We start from the raw sequence: 15,498 nt of genomic DNA, 5'->3' as shown, positions 1-15,498 counted from the left end.
GTTTTGCGGCGTTCAACCATGTTCCGCGCGGCACAACAAGAGCAGCGCATGAAAAAGGCGCGCCGGTTCAGGGTGCGCCTTTTCAGATCCTGCAGCGGATTACTTGGTCTCTTCGTAATCCTGCATCATGTCTGCGTCTGCCTCGGCTTCTTCATCGTCATAGTAGCCATCGGCCCGCAGCTGTTCTTCGCGCTTTTTCTCGACACGAGCCACAAGGAATATTGAGATCTCATAAAGCCCGTAAACCACCACAAAGAGGATGATTTGAGTGATCACGTCCGGCGGCGTCACGATCGCTGCCAGCACCAGAATGCCAACCACCGCATATTTGCGCACTGCGCCTAGACCTTCGGCGCTGACCAGGCCTGCCTTGCCCATCAGTGTCAGCAATACGGGCAGCTGAAAGCACAAACCAAAGGCGACGATGAACTTGATGGTTAGGTTCAAATATTCCTGCGCCGAGCCCTGAAATACCACGCTCAGCGGAGCGGTCGTGCCTTCGGCAACGGCCTCCCCTTCAGCGCCAAACTGTTGGAACCCAAGGAAGAAATCATAGGCCAGCGGCGTGACGACATAGAACGCAAAGCTCGCCCCCAGCAGGAACATGAAGGGCGAGGCCAGCATGAACGGCAGAAACGCGTTCTTTTCCGATTTGTACAATCCCGGCGCCACGAACCGCCACATCTGCATCCCAATATAGGGGAACGCCAGAATGAAACCGCCCAGCAACGAGACCTTGATGGCGACAAAGAAGCCTTCCTGCGGCGAGATGAAGATCAGCCCGCAATCCTGCCCACGCTCGGTCAGCACCTCACACAAAGGCTGCGTGAGGAAGTTGAACAGCGGCGTGGCCACGGTGAAACAGATGATCATGCCGATCAGGAACGCCACAACGCAGTGGATCAGCCGTGTGCGCAACTCGGCCAAATGCTCGATCAATGGTGCCGAGCTGTCCTCGATCTCGTCGGTCTTGGTCATGTCTTGCTTTCGGTTTTCAACGCCGCTTCGGCCTCTTCCGCCTTGGCGAGCGCATCCGCAGCTTCCTTGGCCTTGCGTTCAGCGGCAGCACGGGCGGTCGTGGCCTGAATCTTCTTGGCTTGTTCGGCCCGTTCGGTGGCCAGCTTGCCCGTTTCGCTGTCAGGGTCGAACTTGGTCGGATCGATGGACTTGGCTACGTCACGGGCAGCTTCGTTGATGCCGTCCATCGCAGAGCCCACCGGATTGGTTGCCGCCTTCAGGCCCTTCTTGATCTCGTTGACGCCAGCCTCATCCGCCGCCTCGTTCATCGCGGTGCTGAACTCGCGCGCCATACCGCGCGCCTTGCCGACGAACCGTCCGACATTGCGAAACAGCACAGGCAGGTCCTTCGGCCCCACCACGATCAACGCGACGATGCCGATGACCAAAAGCTCTGTCCAGCCCAGATCAAACATCTAGGCTCAGACCTTGTCTTTGTCGGTCTCAGGGGTGACGTCTTTGGCCAGATCGGATGCGTCCTGTTCCAACTCTTCCGAGCCGTCCTTGACGCCCTTCTTGAACGCGGTGATGCCCTTGCCCACTTCACCCATCAACGAGCTGATTTTGCCGCGGCCAAACAGCACCAGAACCACAACGGCGATCAGCAGCAGGCCGGGAAGGCCGATATTGTTGAGCATGTCTTGTCTCCTTCTACGTCGGCGCAGCGCGCCGGGAATATGTCTCGCCTCGTGTCTACGCCTGCGCGCGCGCCAGCAAAAGTGCGGCAGGCAGAATCTGCGCGCGAATTTGAACGGATCGCGCATTTTTTGCGGGCTGGCTTTTCACAACTGACAGGTTTATGTCAGTTGTAAAGCCCTAGAAAGACGATATCGAAACCTGGTCAACGGAGAACCACATGACCCATGTCGCAGAAATCGTCACCTTCACCCTCACCGACGGCACCACGCCAGAGGAATATGTGAAACTCAGCCAGGCGTCCGAGGCCTTCGTGCGCGCCGCCCCCGGCTTTGCGCACCGTCAACTCAGCCAAGGCGAGGATGGCCGCTGGACGGATTATGTCGTCTGGACCGATATGAAATCCGCACAAGACGCTGCCGCCGCCTTCATGCAGCAGGATTGCGCCGCTGCGATGATGGCGGTGATCGACCCCGACAGTGTCCAGATGCGCCATGAGAATGTGCTATGGAACATGACCGCCTAAACGCGGTCCGGACGGCGTGTCATGCGCCGCACTGACCGCCTGTTCGACATCATCCAGATCCTGCGCGACGGCAAGCTGCACCGCGCGCAGGATATCGCGGACCGGCTCGAAGTGTCGGTCCGCACGATCTATCGCGACATGGATACGCTGGTGGCCTCGGGCGTTCCGGTCGAAGGCGAACGTGGCGTGGGTTACATGGTGCGCGAACAGATCACCCTGCCCCCGCTGAACCTGACACCGGCTGAACTAGAGGCGTTGAACCTCGGCATGGCAATCGTGGCCGAGGCTGCTGATCCTGATCTCAAATCCGCCGCCGAATCTCTGGCCGAAAAGATTGATGCCGTCCTGCCCACTCAGGTCATTGCCGAGGCCGACAGCTGGAAATTCGCCGTCTATCCCTTTGCCGATGCCACGCGCGGGCTGGCCCATATGGCTCCGATCCGCGCCGCGATCAAATCACGCCAGAAACTGCATCTCAACTACCGCCGCATAGACGGCGCCCTGACAGATCGCACGATCCGCCCGCTGCACATGGAATACTGGGGACGCGTCTGGACCCTCACCGCCTGGTGCGAACTACGCGATGCCTTCCGCGTCTTCCGCATCGACCTGATCGAATCCATCAGACCGCTGCCGGAACTCTTCACCGACGAACCCGGCAAACGGCTCAGCGACTACGATCCTTACGCGTGATCCGCCCTTCATCTGGCCCTAAATATCCCCGCCGGAGGCATGGCCCGGAACGGGCCATTCCGGTCATTTCAGATAGGGTTCCGGGTCCACCGACTCAAAGCCCTGGCGCACCTCAAAATGCACATAAGCATTGTCGCCACCGCGCAGGGCAGCGAGCTTCTGGCCCCGACGTACCCGATCACCTTTCTTGACGGTGATATTGTCGACATTGGCATAAACCGTCAGCAAGTCGTTGTTGTGCTTGACCACAATGATCGGAACCTGATCCGCATCTGCAGTGATCGCGGCAACCGTCCCCGCCTCGGCCGCCTTGACCGTAGTACCGGGTGCGGCTGCAATATCGATGCCCTCGTTCTTACCCTTCTCATAGGTACGAATGATGGTGCCACCCACTGGAAGCGCCAGAGCTGATGTTCCAGAATTGGTGGGTGCTTCGGCGGTGACATCCGGCGCAGGCGTGGCGACGGCAACCTTCTCATCCGGAAGGGGTTGCGTTGCACTGGGCGGCGTCGGTGTAGGAGAGCCCTCGCCCGGCTGTGTCACCGCGGTCGCCGTGGCAGCCGGTGCGGCAGCACGCGGCGCTGGCTGGTTCTTGACCGGGATCAGCAGATACTGGTCCTCGCGCACCGCGAAATCCGACCCCAGCCCGTTCCACTCGGCCAGCGACTCGACCGACACCTGATACAGGCGCGAAATCGTATAGGCCGTCTCACCCCGCTTGACCTTGTGCCGGATAGGCTCGGGCCCCGACGGCGCGGGAGCTGGGGCGGTCTGAACGGGTGCCAGGGCAGTGGTTTGAACGGAACCGGTATCCGGTGCCTCATCAATCGCGGTGCCGGCAATGGACGCAATGTCTACACCGCTCCCGCCGCCACCGACCGAGCGTGGCAGGGCCAGAACTTCCCCATCCCGCAACGAGTCGTTGGGTTGCAACCCGTTGAACCGGGCCAACTCGGCCACCGGCATGCCGATGCGGCTGGCCACATCGCCCACCGTGTCGCCCCGGCGCGCCACGGCAACCTGATAGTTGGGATAAGTGATCACGCCACGCGCATCGGGTGTGGGTCGGCTGGCGGTCGCGGCCAGCGCGGCGTCAGTGGTCGAAAATCCGCCGACATTGCCGCGCAGGTCATAATCGAACGGCCCTTCGCACCCGGCCAGAATTGTCAGGGCGGCCACACCTGTCGCACAGCGACGCATTGCTGATTTAGAAACTGCTCTCATTATACTGTCCTCAACACCTGCCCCTGTTCTTCGGGGTTCCAGCGTATAACTCTGAATATACCTTTAAACTCCGTCTTTTCCCAGCCCCTCCAACAAGGGCACGAAACGAACGGGTAAGAGTTCGTCATAGTCCAGTCCGGTTTCGGTGCGTGTCACACGGATCAAGGTCTGAACCGCATCCGATTGTCCCACCGGCAACACCATGATACCGCCGATTTTCAACTGCGCCAAGAGCGGCCCGGGCGGGTCCTCGGCGGCTGCGGTCACAATGATACGATCAAACGGAGCCTGCTCGGGCAAACCAAACGAACCATCCGACAACATCGCGGTGACATTGGTGAGGCCCATTTCCCGAAACAGCTGCCCGGTTTCGCGTACCAGCCGCGTGTGCCGTTCCACTGTATAAACTCGCCGCGCCAGCTTGGACAGGATCGCCGCCTGATAGCCCGACCCGGTCCCGACCTCCAGCACCGTGTCCCGAGGGCTCACCTTCAACGCCTGCGTCATCAACCCCACGACCGAGGGCTGGCTGATCGTCTGCCCGCAGGCAATCGGCAGCGGCGTATCCTCATAGGCGCGCTTAGCAAACAAACCTTTGACAAAGCGTCCCCGGTCCACCTGCTCCATCGCCGCCAGCACGCGCGCGTCAGTCACCCCGCGCGAGCGCAGGGCAAACAGAAACTGCATGGTGGTTTCCGCGCTTGGTCCTGTCATTCGATGACCTTCAACGCCTCAAGTGCGTCATGCGCCGTCAGATCGGCCCGCATCGGCGTGACCGAGATGTATCCATCCAGATTCACCGCCGCATCCGTCCCGGGTGCAGTCGGGTTGTGCTGATACCCACCTTTGATCCAAAGGAACCTGCGGCCCGAGGGCGAGCTGTGCGGCTCGACCGAGAAATGAGTATCGCGGCGGAATCCTTGTGACGCCACCCGAGTACCCAGAACCTCATCGGCTGGAACCGGTGGAAAGTTCACATTGTAAAACAGCCGATAATCGCCCTGTGCCTGCGGTGTTGCATCCAGAATGCGGCGGATCAGCGCCGCGCCATGGCGGGCCGCAGCCTCAAAGGGATCGTCCAGACCCAGATTGCGCGGACCGAAGAATTGCGACAACGCTATTGCAGGAACACCCTGCAAAGCCGCTTCCATTGCGCCGCCCAACGTACCGGAATACAATGCATTTTCCGCCGAGTTATTACCTCGGTTCACACCGGACAAAACCAGATCGGGCGGCGTATCTTTCATCACGTCATGCAGCCCCGCCAACACGCAATCCGCCGGAGAGCCCTCGGCCGCAAACCGGCGCTCACCCAGCTTGGCGACCATCATCGGATGCGTATAGCTGATGCAATGGCCTACCCCTGATTGCTCGAAGGCCGGGGCCACAACCCAGATCTCTCCGTCAGGCCTGGCCAGCTCTTTGGCTATCGCTTCAAGCACGATAAGGCCCGGCGCGTTGATGCCGTCATCATTTGTCAGAAGAATGCGCATGCCCGGTCCACCCCTGCGTTTCGCCCTTGATAGACCCGCCCCAGCGCTGCGGCAAGCGACCGGCGGGCCCAATCTGCGGCATTCGCGCACCACTCGGACGGAAATCGTGGTCTTAAGGCCTCAGGCCGGGAATACAAAGCACCGATCGCGGCGGATGGTCAGCCACATGACGCGCCCCTCTTTCGGCACAAAGACATTCGGAACCGTCGCTTTCAGGATCGATCCGTCATAGTCCATCCGGAACTCGACAAGACTTTCATTGCCCAGAAACCGGGCTCTCTCGACCACGCCGCGAGCAGCCACGCCATCGGTCGGCGTGGGCATCGGGCCTTTGCCGTTGCGATCAAAATCCAGTTTCACGTGTTGCGGTCGAAAAACGATTTCGACATCGGTTCCGTCCAGCACGCCGGGTGCCAAAAAGCGACCAAAGGGAGTTTGCGCCAACGCCCCATTAACCTGCGCCTGCAGAACGTTGACATCACTGAAGAATGCTACGGCAGCCTTGTCCGCAGGGCGGGTATAGACGTTATACGGCGCGCCCTGCTGCACGATCTTGCCGCGCCGCATCAATGCGATTTCATCGGCCATCCGCATCGCCTCTTCCGGCTCATGCGTGACCAGCAGAACGGCGGCGTCTTCTTCCTTGAGAATCGCCAGCGTCTCATCCCGGATTCCGTCACGCAAACGGTTGTCGAGGCCCGAGAATGGCTCATCCATCAACATGATCCGCGGACGTGGCGCGAGGGCACGGGCCAACGCCACCCGTTGCTGCTCCCCGCCCGAAAGCTGATGCGGGAAGCCATCGATGAAGCGCATCAGGTCGACCTTGGTAAGCAATTCTTCAACCCGGACGCGTTTTTCGTCTTTGCTGCCCTTCAGGCCAAAGCCCACATTGTCAGCGACGCTCAGATGCGGAAACAGGGCAAAGTCCTGAAACATCAGGCCGATCTCGCGCCGCTCGGGTGGCACCCGGAACACCGTATCGCAGATCAGCTTGCCATCGACATAGATCTCGCCCGAGGTCTGCATCTCAACCCCCGCGATCATCCGCAAGGTGGTCGACTTACCACAGCCCGACGGCCCCAGCAGACAGGTGACCTGCCCCGCCTGCACCGTCAGCGAGACATCATCCACAACGGTCCGCCCGCCAAAGCGCGCCACCATATTGCGGATCTCCAGTCGCGGAGGAGTTGTCGTCACGTTCACCGATGGACCCCGTAGCCTTTTCCCGATCAAATCCATCGGGCTTAGGCGGGGATAACAACCCCGCCTCTCAGGCGCAAGGCGTCAGCAACACCCGGTGGACGCTGTGTCGCCCTCGACAACAAACGGGCTGTCACCGCCGCAACCTTCGAAGATACCGTAATGGGTCGAGAAATCGCCGATGAACTCAAAATGCCGGGCAAATCGTGTATCCTGCAGCATCATCCTGGTGTTGCCGCAGACAGGAAAGACCTTACCGGCCTCAATGGCATGGTGATCGTCCAGCACGAACCTGTGCGGCGCGTGGGGGATCGTGCCCTTGTAAATCACGGCTTGACCATAATCTTCGCAAGCGGGTTCCAGCCCGGACAGTTTGAACAAACGGTAAGTTGCCGAGATAAAGCTCAAAGGCGCAACGCGTTGTTCCAGAACCGGGTTTTCAATGGTCAGCGGTCGATGCGTGACCCGGCGCGGGTCACCAAATCCCGCTTCGCGTGACATCGACAGAAAGTCATTCCAGTAAAGCGCACCTGACAGACATTCGCCGTACAAAACTTCATCCTCGGCCATCGCTTTGGGCACCCGGCGATCAGCATAGACGTCCGAGAAATACATCTCGCCGCCCTCTTTCAGCAACCGATGCGCACCGCGCAGAACCGCGGCCTTGTCGGTCGCCAGATTGATCACGCAGTTCGACACGATGATATCGAAGCTTCCGGGTTCCAAATCCAGCTCATCCAGCTTTTCGATATAGCCGTGGTGGAATTCGACATTGCTGGATGAATGCCCAAAAGCCTTGGCTTGGAACTCCTGATGCGCGCGCGCCACGTCCAGTTGCTCGGGCGTCATGTCCACTCCCACAACGCGGCCCGTCTCACCCACCATCGCAGACAAAGCATACACGTCCCGCCCTGCACCACAGCCCAGATCAAGGATGCTCATCCCCTCAAGGTCCAGCGGGGCAATCAATCCGCAACCATAGTAACGTGTCAGCACATCATCATGAATTTGCGACAGAATTCCTTTGACGTGATCCGGCATGTCATCCGGAGTACAACACGCGTTCGTCTGCAAATCGGCGCTACCCTGAAGCACTTCGCCATAGTAGTTCTGCACAGCCTCATGCTTCATCTGAGCATTCCTTCTTTCAGTCGATTGTACAGCAGCTAATGCCACCCCATACGAGCCGCAATCCAGAGGCACGTAATCTGACGAAAGCGTGACCCAACTCAGGCCAAAAGCTCAAACGGAACGCTTGCGCGAACACGTCCATTCACCTGTATTTCCAACCGATGCGGACCGGGCACCAGTTTAAAGGTAGTAGCATTGCCTTTGAGCTTATGAAGCTTCGACAGCGTCAGCGTGCCGTCCACAAGAACTGTTTGTTTGAGTTTATGAACCTTGGGTGAGACTTTGCCCCCAGGTCTCTGAAAGTGAATGATATAATCCACCAGAACCGGTTGCTTGGCTGCACCCGCGAGCGTGGTCGAAAAGTCCAGCGCTTCCCCGATCCGGGCATCTCCGTTCACCTGAACATCAACCGATATATCGGCCTCGGGGTCGTATCCCAGCGCTGTCATCGCACCCGGATGGCCCGATTTCACCAATCCCCGCAATGCATGCGACGTCATCCACGACAACTCATCCCCGGATTGCTGCCCGCCGTTTCGCCAGCCCTGCAATCGCTCCAGCACCAGATCGGGGTTTTTCTTGGTGATGTCATTCAGGTGATTGGCCACCGACCGCGTGACATAGCGCGTCTGGTCACCATGCAACCGATCCAGCAGCGGCAGCGGATCAGACAGGTCCAACCCAATTCCCTGCCCCCATGGCAACCGAGGTCGCGTTCCTTCACTGACCAGTCGGCGGACATGATAGCTGGAATGCCCGCACCAGTCCTGCATCCGCTCCAGCACCAAATCGGGATGCCGGTTCAGAAACGGACGGATCGCCCATTCCATCGAGAACCTCTGGGTCAGCTCCTCAATCACGTCCAATGCCAGCTCCGGATGATCCAGCCCGACCGAGACCACCCAATCGCCCAACGGCGCAAAGATGAAGTCGCCGAAATCGTCATCCGTCTTGTCGGGATCAAGCGGGGGCGGTAATGCGCGCAGGATCACCGGTGCAACCTGTGGCAGATCGCCCGGAACGGCCTGTTGCAGGCATTCAGCGATCCAGGCCATCCGCTCCTTCAATTCAAGATCCGGCAGGCGTGACATCACCTGCGCCTCAAACGCCGAAGCATCGAAACTTGCCTCAACGTCAGAAAACAAACCGCTGAGATAGTTCGTTTTTTCAGCGTTGAATAACTGATCCTTGAGCGAATAACCCTGCGCCATGATTACATCGTCAGATTGGTGCCGCCGCCATCAAGCAGGATATTCTGCCCGACGATAAACCCGGCATGCTGCGAGCACAGGAAGGCGCAGGCCGCCCCAAACTCCTGCCGCGTGCCATAGCGCCGGGCCGGGATCGTTGCGGCGCGCTCGGCCCGAGCGTCCTCAATCGAGATATTCTTCTGCAGCGAAACATTGCTGTCCAGCGCATCGGCCCGGTCGGTGGCATGAATACCCGGCAGAAGGTTGTTGATGGTCACACCATGAGGCGCCACCTGACGTGAGGTGCCCGCAACATAACCGGTCAATCCAGTCCGCGCTGCATTGGACAGGCCCAAAACGGCAATCGGCGCGCGAACGGATTGCGAAGTGATGTTCACCACCCGGCCCCAGCCCTTGTCCATCATCCCCGGCAGCAGGGCCTTGATGAACGCAATCGGCGTCAGCATGTTGGCATCCAGCGCTTTGATGAAATCGTCCCGTTCCCAGTCCGACCATAGTCCGGGCGGAGGCCCACCCGCATTTGTCACAAGGATATCAACGTTCTGTGCTGCTTCGATCACCTGCGCCTGGCCCTCAGCCGAGGTCACATCACAGGCCACCGTCTGCACGTCGATATCATATTCAGCCCGCAACCGCGTCGCCTCGGCCTCAAGCGCTTCGGCCCCGCGCGCGTTCATCACCAGATCGACTCCGGCCTCGGCCAATGCTTCGGCACAGCCCAACCCCAAGCCTTTGCTGCTGGCACAAACCAGCGCGCGTTTTCCGCGTATTCCCAGATCCATTCTGATCCTCCCCAAATCTTCCGCACATCTAGCACCGGCCCGCAGAGGAAGACCAGAATGTATAGCTTGCTCAGTAGAAGAACTCTTCCCGAACGATTTTGCCATCGGCCACGTGATAGACACCGACCTCTTTCATATCAAAGTTTTCGCCGGTTTCTTTCACCTTGCCTTGCACCTCGAAGATCACGGCAAAGCGATCCTCGCCATGCGGGTACGGGCCACTGACCGACGCGCCTGTCACCTCATGCGCGCCCTCCCACCATTCATGCTTGCCACGAATGGCCTCAACACCATGCGTTTCGCGCCCCATACCGGCAAAATCCTGACCCTCAACCGAAACAGCATCAGGCGCGTAGAGCTTCCCGAGGTTTTCCTTGGCCCGATTCTCGCGGCATCCGGCAACCAGTTCTTCTGAGATTTCTTTCAAATTCATTGATTCACTCCATCATTTGTTCACTATATGTTCTTATTGCCATAAGGCCACGATTCGATCCACCCCCTTTGTCTTGCCTCGGCAGGTTTCCCCGCCTATACGCGCCCCTATGCTTGATACCTCGAACCAACCCACCCTGCCGCCCGAGATCGCCCGACGCCGGACATTCGCCATCATCTCGCACCCCGATGCGGGTAAGACGACGCTGACGGAAAAGTTCCTGCTGTACGGGGGCGCGATCCAGATGGCCGGTCAGGTGCGCGCCAAGGGTGAAGCGCGGCGCACGCGCTCGGACTTCATGCAAATGGAGAAGGATCGAGGTATCTCGGTCTCCGCCTCGGCAATGTCGTTCGACTATGGGGATTTCCGGTTCAACCTTGTCGACACCCCCGGCCACAGCGATTTCTCGGAAGATACCTATCGCACGCTGACCGCCGTGGACGCAGCCGTGATGGTAATCGACGGTGCAAAAGGTGTGGAAAGCCAGACGCAGAAGCTGTTCGAGGTCTGCCGTCTGCGCGATCTGCCGATCCTGACCTTCTGTAACAAGATGGACCGCGAAAGCCGCGATACGTTCGAGATCATCGACGAAATTCAGGAGATGCTGGCCATCGACGTCACCCCTGCCGCATGGCCCATTGGCGTGGGACGCGACTTCATCGGCTGTTATGACATGCTGCGCGACCGGTTGGAGCTGATGGACCGCGCCGACCGCAACAAGGTGGCAGAAAGCATCCAGATCAACGGCTTGGACGATCCCAAGCTGGCCGAACACGTACCCGAGCATCTGCTGGAACAGCTACTGGAAGAGGTCGAGATGGCGCGCGAACTGCTGCCCGCGCTTGACCCTCAGGCGGTTCTGGAAGGGCACATGACTCCAATCTGGTTCGGCTCGGCCATCAACTCGTTTGGTGTCAAAGAACTGATGGAAGGCATCGGAGCCTATGGCCCGCAACCTCAGATTCAATCCGCCGAACCCCGCCAGATCGCACCGGACGAAAAGAAGGTCGCGGGCTTTGTCTTCAAGGTGCAGGCCAATATGGACCCCAAGCACCGCGACCGGGTGGCCTTTGTCCGCATGGCATCGGGCCACTTCAAACGCGGCATGAAGCTGACGCATGTGCGGTCAAAAAAGCCGATGGCAATCTCGAACCCCGTCCTGTTCCTCGCCTCTGACCGCGAACTCGCGGAAGAGGCATGGGCCGGGGACATCATCGGCATTCCGAACCACGGCCAGCTACGCATCGGTGACACGCTGACCGAGGGCGAAGCGCTGCGCGTGACCGGCATCCCATCGTTCGCGCCGGAACTGCTGCAAACTGTTCGCGCTGCAGATCCGTTAAAGGCCAAACATCTTGAAAAAGCGCTGATGCAGTTTGCCGAGGAAGGTGCCGCCAAGGTATTCAAACCCTCAATCGGTTCGGGCTTTATCGTCGGCGTCGTCGGCGCGCTGCAGTTCGAAGTGCTCGCCAGCCGGATCGAGATGGAATATGGCCTGCCCGTACGGTTCGAAGCATCTCAGTTCACCTCGGCCCGCTGGGTCAGCGGTGAGAAGACAGAGGTCGAGAAATTCGTCAACGCCAACAAGCAGCACATCGCAAATGATCATGATGGCGACATCGTCTATCTGACCCGGCTGCAGTGGGATATCGACCGGGTCGTACGCGACTATCCGGCGCTCAATCTGACCGCGACCAAAGAAATGATGACCTGATCGGCGGATGATGGGCCGGCTATGATGCAGGAGCGTCCAACCTGGGGCATCGTGTCGATGGTCCGCGGCCCGACCGAGGACATCCTGCGCTACGTCGCCCATCACCTCGATCTGGGCGCTGATCGGCTGTACATCTATCTGGATGAACCGAACCACCGCGCCCTGCGTGCATTGCAACAACATCCCAGAATCCGCGCGCGAATCTGTGACGATGCGTTTTGGGAAGAACGCAAACGAAAGTGCCCGGAAAAGCACCAGATTCGGCAAACGACCCACGCGACTTTCGTCTATCGCAACACCCATCTGGACTGGCTGGCGCATATTGATGTGGATGAGTTCCTCTGGCCCTCAAACTCCATCGCTGATCTGCTACAGGAAATCCCCGAAACCACCCCCGCCGTCCGGGTGCGCCCGATTGAGGCGATCGCCGGGGCCGAAGATCTCTATAAGGCGCACATCCCGAACGGCCCTGATCGCGAGGCTTTGGTCCAGAACCTTTATCCGAACTACGGGGCCTTTGTGCTGGGCGGGTTTCTCAGCCATGTACAGGGCAAATTATTTGTCCGCACAGGGATGGAAAATCTCAGTTACCGCATTCACAACCTGTTCCAGAACAAGGTTCTTCTGCCGGTAAAGACGGAATTGCCGCAGGTTGACCTATGCCACCGCCACGCGCCCAGCTGGGACCATTGGCAGGCGCATCTCAACTTCCGGATGGAGCGCGGCTCCTATCAGGCGGGCATGACGCCAAACGTCCCCCGCAACCGGGGTGGCCTGAACATGCATGAACTTCTCAGCTGGATCGAAGCGGAACAGGGTCCCGAGGGGTTGCGCGCCTTCTACGATGAAATGAGCGCCGCCGACGCGGATGTGCGCACAAGGCTGGAAGATCACGATCTGATCCGGCATCGGCCTTTGAATCTGGATCAGAAAGTGGCGAAACACTTCCCCGGAAGCATCTGAATTGTTGCATAAATTCGCGTATTGAGCGGAGATGCGACAGATGAACTCCTCTTCATTTGACCCTGCCCCACGTTTTTGTTATGCCCCGCCTCAGCCGTTATGCGCAAAGGGCGCATGGCCATCCGGGCCCGGCATATTTCAGACGCGCGGGCCAGGTCTAGTGTCCGCATGAACCGGACATACATGATAAAGTTTAGCGAACTGAACCTGAACCCGAAGGTCCTCAAAGCCATTGAGGAAGCCGGATACGAAACCCCCACTCCGATCCAGGAAGGCGCGATTCCACCTGCGCTTGAGGGTCGCGATGTTCTGGGGATCGCCCAGACCGGAACTGGCAAGACCGCCAGCTTCACTCTGCCGATGATCACCCTGCTGGCCCGGGGTCGCGCCCGCGCGCGTATGCCGCGCTCGCTGGTCTTGTGCCCGACGCGGGAACTGGCAGCACAGGTGGCGGAAAACTTCGACACCTACGCCAAAAATGTGAAACTGACCAAAGCGCTGTTGATCGGCGGTGTCAGCTTCAAGGAACAGGACGCCCTGATCGACCGGGGCGTCGACGTACTGATTGCCACGCCGGGCCGTCTGCTGGACCATTTCGAACGCGGCAAGCTGTTGCTGACCGGCGTTCAGATCATGGTGGTAGATGAGGCCGACCGGATGCTGGATATGGGCTTTATCCCCGATATCGAACGCATCTTCTCGCTGACGCCGTTTACCCGCCAGACGCTGTTCTTCTCGGCCACCATGGCCTCGGAGATTGAGCGCATCACCGATACCTTCCTGTCCGCCCCTGCCCGGATCGAGGTTGCCCGTCAGGCCACCGCCTCGGAAACCATCGAACAGGGCGTCGTCTTGTTCAAAGGCGGTCGCCGCGACCGCGAGGCCAGCGGCAAGCGCAAGGTCCTTCGCGCTCTGATCGACGCCGAAGGTGAAAAATGCACCAACGCCATCATCTTCTGCAACCGCAAGACGGACGTGGATATCTGCGCGAAGTCACTGAAGAAATACGGCTATAACGCCGCCGCCATCCATGGCGATCTGGATCAGTCGCAGCGGATGAAAACGCTGGACGGGTTCCGCGATGGCTCGCTGCGCCTGCTGGTAGCCTCGGACGTGGCCGCACGGGGTCTAGATATCCCCTCGGTCAGCCATGTGTTCAACTTCGACGTCCCCAGCCATGCCGAGGATTACGTTCACCGCATTGGCCGCACCGGTCGCGCCGGACGCGAGGGTAAGGCCGTCACGATCTGTTCGGGTCGCGACGAGAAGGCTCTGGATGCAATCGAAAAGCTGATTCAGAAAGACATTCCGCGCATCGACAATCCGGTCAAAGAAGAACCAAAGGCCGAAAAGCCGAAGCCCGAGAAAAAAGCCAAACCTGCCGAGAGCAAGAAGAGCGAAGGCAAGAAGGATCGTGAGTCCAAGGGTCGCGGCCGCGGTCGCCGCGATGATGCTGGTCCAGCAGTGGTGGGCATGGGCGATCATCTGCCCAGCTTCATCGCTCTCAGCTTTGAAGAGCGGCGCGCGGGAACTTCTGCTCTGGCGGATGCAGACGCGTCTTAAATCGCCAACACCAGCGCCAGTATCGACAGACCCAGCAAGGCAATCCCGGCGATCTCTCGCCGGGTGATGCTTTCACGGAAGAACAGCAGCGAAGCAAACAGGCTGAAGATCAGCTCCACCTGCCCCAACGCCTTCACGTAAGCCGCGTTTTGCAGCGTGAAGGCGAAGAACCAACAGAACGAGCCGCCAAGACTGGTGAGGCCGACAAAGACACCAGTGCTTCGTGTCTGCCACACCGCGCGCAACTCGGCCCGGTCGCGCCACAACAGCCAAATCCCCATGCTGAGGAACTGGAAGCTGACGACCACGGCCAACGTCACCAGCGCACGGAACCACGCGTCATTGTCCCCAAGTTCCAGCGACGCGCCGCGATAGGTGACCGAGGAAAAAGCAAACAACACCCCGGACCCCAGCCCAAGGCGCGAGGCCTTGTTGGTCAAATTGCGCCACCATGCACCCTCGCCACCGGGTGTTTTGGACAGCAACAGAACTGCCATCAGCCCCAGCAGAATGGCCCCCAACGCACCGGTTGAAATCTGATCCCCGAGGATGAGAAACCCGACGATAGCGGTTTGAATAACCTCGGTTTTCTTGAACGTGATCCCGACCGCAAAGTTGCGCTGTTTGAACAAGGCGACCACGCAGATCGTCGCCAGAATCTGTGTGGTCCCGCCGATCACAGCAAACACCCAGAACCGCGCCGTGAGCGTCGGCAACTCAAACCCCGTCACCTGCAGCGCTATGAACAGACCCAACAGCGCCAGCGGCATGGAATAGGCAAACCGCGCAAAGGTTGCCCCGGCGGCCGACAGCTTCACGCTGCTCAGCGATTTTTGCAGCATGAACCGCACGGTCTGAAACGTCGCGGCTGCGAGGGTGATGGGAATCCACAAACTCATGGCTTCCCTT

At 59.4% G+C, this 15,498-nt stretch carries 17 protein-coding genes; 5 read left to right on the top strand and 12 right to left on the bottom strand.

Annotated elements, in window-relative coordinates:
• Nucleotides 1–99: 99 nt before the first annotated feature.
• Genes tatC through ACR0AZ_RS04075 form a run of 3 tightly spaced genes read right to left on the bottom strand, consistent with a single transcriptional unit; the run spans nucleotide 100 to nucleotide 1,655 of the window.
• Nucleotides 100–978: a twin-arginine translocase subunit TatC gene (tatC, locus tag ACR0AZ_RS04085; RefSeq protein WP_480469622.1), complete on the bottom strand. Its 879-nt coding sequence runs from the start codon at nucleotides 976–978 to the stop codon at nucleotides 100–102.
• Entirely contained in the window at nucleotides 975–1,433 is a 459-nt protein-coding gene (tatB, locus tag ACR0AZ_RS04080; protein WP_480469621.1) for a Sec-independent protein translocase protein TatB, read from the bottom strand. The genes tatC and tatB overlap by 4 nt, the downstream gene beginning before the upstream one ends.
• 6 nt (nucleotides 1,434–1,439) lie before the next feature.
• On the bottom strand, nucleotides 1,440–1,655 hold the full coding sequence (locus ACR0AZ_RS04075) for a twin-arginine translocase TatA/TatE family subunit (RefSeq protein WP_480469620.1): 216 nt from the start codon (nucleotides 1,653–1,655) through the stop codon (nucleotides 1,440–1,442).
• A 218-nt stretch (nucleotides 1,656–1,873) separates the two neighbouring features.
• Between ACR0AZ_RS04075 and ACR0AZ_RS04070 the strand changes: the two genes are divergently transcribed.
• Together ACR0AZ_RS04070 and ACR0AZ_RS04065 are read left to right on the top strand one after the other, a co-directional pair.
• Nucleotides 1,874–2,179 carry a hypothetical protein gene (locus ACR0AZ_RS04070; protein ID WP_480469619.1) on the top strand — a complete coding sequence of 102 codons (306 nt, stop codon included), beginning with the start codon at nucleotides 1,874–1,876 and terminating at the stop codon, nucleotides 2,177–2,179.
• Between the two features lie 21 nt (nucleotides 2,180–2,200).
• Nucleotides 2,201–2,872, top strand: coding sequence for a helix-turn-helix transcriptional regulator (locus ACR0AZ_RS04065; protein ID WP_480469618.1), 672 nt, complete (start codon nucleotides 2,201–2,203; stop codon nucleotides 2,870–2,872).
• A gap of 63 nt (nucleotides 2,873–2,935) precedes the next feature.
• On the opposite strand, the gene ACR0AZ_RS04060 is transcribed toward ACR0AZ_RS04065, so the two are convergent.
• The 8 genes from ACR0AZ_RS04060 to ACR0AZ_RS04025 form a co-directional block, all read right to left on the bottom strand.
• Complete coding sequence (locus ACR0AZ_RS04060; RefSeq protein WP_480469617.1) at nucleotides 2,936–4,096, bottom strand: peptidoglycan DD-metalloendopeptidase family protein; 1,161 nt, start codon at nucleotides 4,094–4,096, stop codon at nucleotides 2,936–2,938.
• 63 nt (nucleotides 4,097–4,159) lie between these two features.
• Entirely contained in the window at nucleotides 4,160–4,810 is a 651-nt protein-coding gene (locus tag ACR0AZ_RS04055; protein WP_480469616.1) for a protein-L-isoaspartate(D-aspartate) O-methyltransferase, read from the bottom strand.
• Nucleotides 4,807–5,589: a 5'/3'-nucleotidase SurE gene (gene surE, locus ACR0AZ_RS04050; RefSeq protein WP_480666826.1), complete on the bottom strand. Its 783-nt coding sequence runs from the start codon at nucleotides 5,587–5,589 to the stop codon at nucleotides 4,807–4,809. The genes ACR0AZ_RS04055 and surE overlap by 4 nt, the downstream gene beginning before the upstream one ends.
• A 120-nt stretch (nucleotides 5,590–5,709) precedes the next feature.
• Entirely contained in the window at nucleotides 5,710–6,831 is a 1,122-nt protein-coding gene (locus tag ACR0AZ_RS04045; RefSeq protein WP_480666825.1) for an ABC transporter ATP-binding protein, read from the bottom strand.
• A gap of 45 nt (nucleotides 6,832–6,876) precedes the next feature.
• Nucleotides 6,877–7,923 (bottom strand): methyltransferase domain-containing protein, encoded by a 1,047-nt coding sequence (locus tag ACR0AZ_RS04040; RefSeq protein ID WP_480666824.1) that lies wholly within the window; start codon nucleotides 7,921–7,923, stop codon nucleotides 6,877–6,879.
• Between the two features lie 98 nt (nucleotides 7,924–8,021).
• The gene (locus ACR0AZ_RS04035; protein WP_480666823.1) at nucleotides 8,022–9,134 is read right to left on the bottom strand and encodes a hypothetical protein; all 1,113 of its coding nucleotides are present in this window, start codon (nucleotides 9,132–9,134) and stop codon (nucleotides 8,022–8,024) included.
• A 2-nt stretch (nucleotides 9,135–9,136) separates the two neighbouring features.
• Nucleotides 9,137–9,916 carry an SDR family oxidoreductase gene (locus ACR0AZ_RS04030; protein ID WP_480469611.1) on the bottom strand — a complete coding sequence of 260 codons (780 nt, stop codon included), beginning with the start codon at nucleotides 9,914–9,916 and terminating at the stop codon, nucleotides 9,137–9,139.
• A 70-nt stretch (nucleotides 9,917–9,986) separates the two neighbouring features.
• Nucleotides 9,987–10,349, bottom strand: coding sequence for a nuclear transport factor 2 family protein (locus tag ACR0AZ_RS04025; RefSeq protein ID WP_480469610.1), 363 nt, complete (start codon nucleotides 10,347–10,349; stop codon nucleotides 9,987–9,989).
• 109 nt (nucleotides 10,350–10,458) lie between these two features.
• Between ACR0AZ_RS04025 and ACR0AZ_RS04020 the strand changes: the two genes are divergently transcribed.
• The 3 genes from ACR0AZ_RS04020 to ACR0AZ_RS04010 all read left to right on the top strand — a co-directional run bounded on the left by ACR0AZ_RS04020 (nucleotide 10,459) and on the right by ACR0AZ_RS04010 (nucleotide 14,589).
• On the top strand, nucleotides 10,459–12,063 hold the full coding sequence (locus tag ACR0AZ_RS04020) for a peptide chain release factor 3 (protein WP_480666822.1): 1,605 nt from the start codon (nucleotides 10,459–10,461) through the stop codon (nucleotides 12,061–12,063).
• A gap of 21 nt (nucleotides 12,064–12,084) precedes the next feature.
• Nucleotides 12,085–13,026 carry a glycosyltransferase family 2 protein gene (locus ACR0AZ_RS04015; RefSeq protein ID WP_480666821.1) on the top strand — a complete coding sequence of 314 codons (942 nt, stop codon included), beginning with the start codon at nucleotides 12,085–12,087 and terminating at the stop codon, nucleotides 13,024–13,026.
• A gap of 183 nt (nucleotides 13,027–13,209) precedes the next feature.
• Nucleotides 13,210–14,589, top strand: coding sequence for a DEAD/DEAH box helicase (locus ACR0AZ_RS04010; protein WP_480666820.1), 1,380 nt, complete (start codon nucleotides 13,210–13,212; stop codon nucleotides 14,587–14,589).
• Here the strand turns inward: ACR0AZ_RS04010 and ACR0AZ_RS04005 are convergent.
• Entirely contained in the window at nucleotides 14,586–15,488 is a 903-nt protein-coding gene (locus ACR0AZ_RS04005; RefSeq protein ID WP_480666818.1) for an EamA family transporter, read from the bottom strand. The genes ACR0AZ_RS04010 and ACR0AZ_RS04005 overlap by 4 nt on opposite strands.
• Nucleotides 15,489–15,498 lie beyond the last annotated feature (10 nt).

Source organism: Ruegeria sp. BE3 (assembly GCF_056538865.1).
The sequence above is the reverse complement of the archived record's forward strand: the minus strand, read 5'-3'. Positions and strand labels throughout refer to the sequence as shown.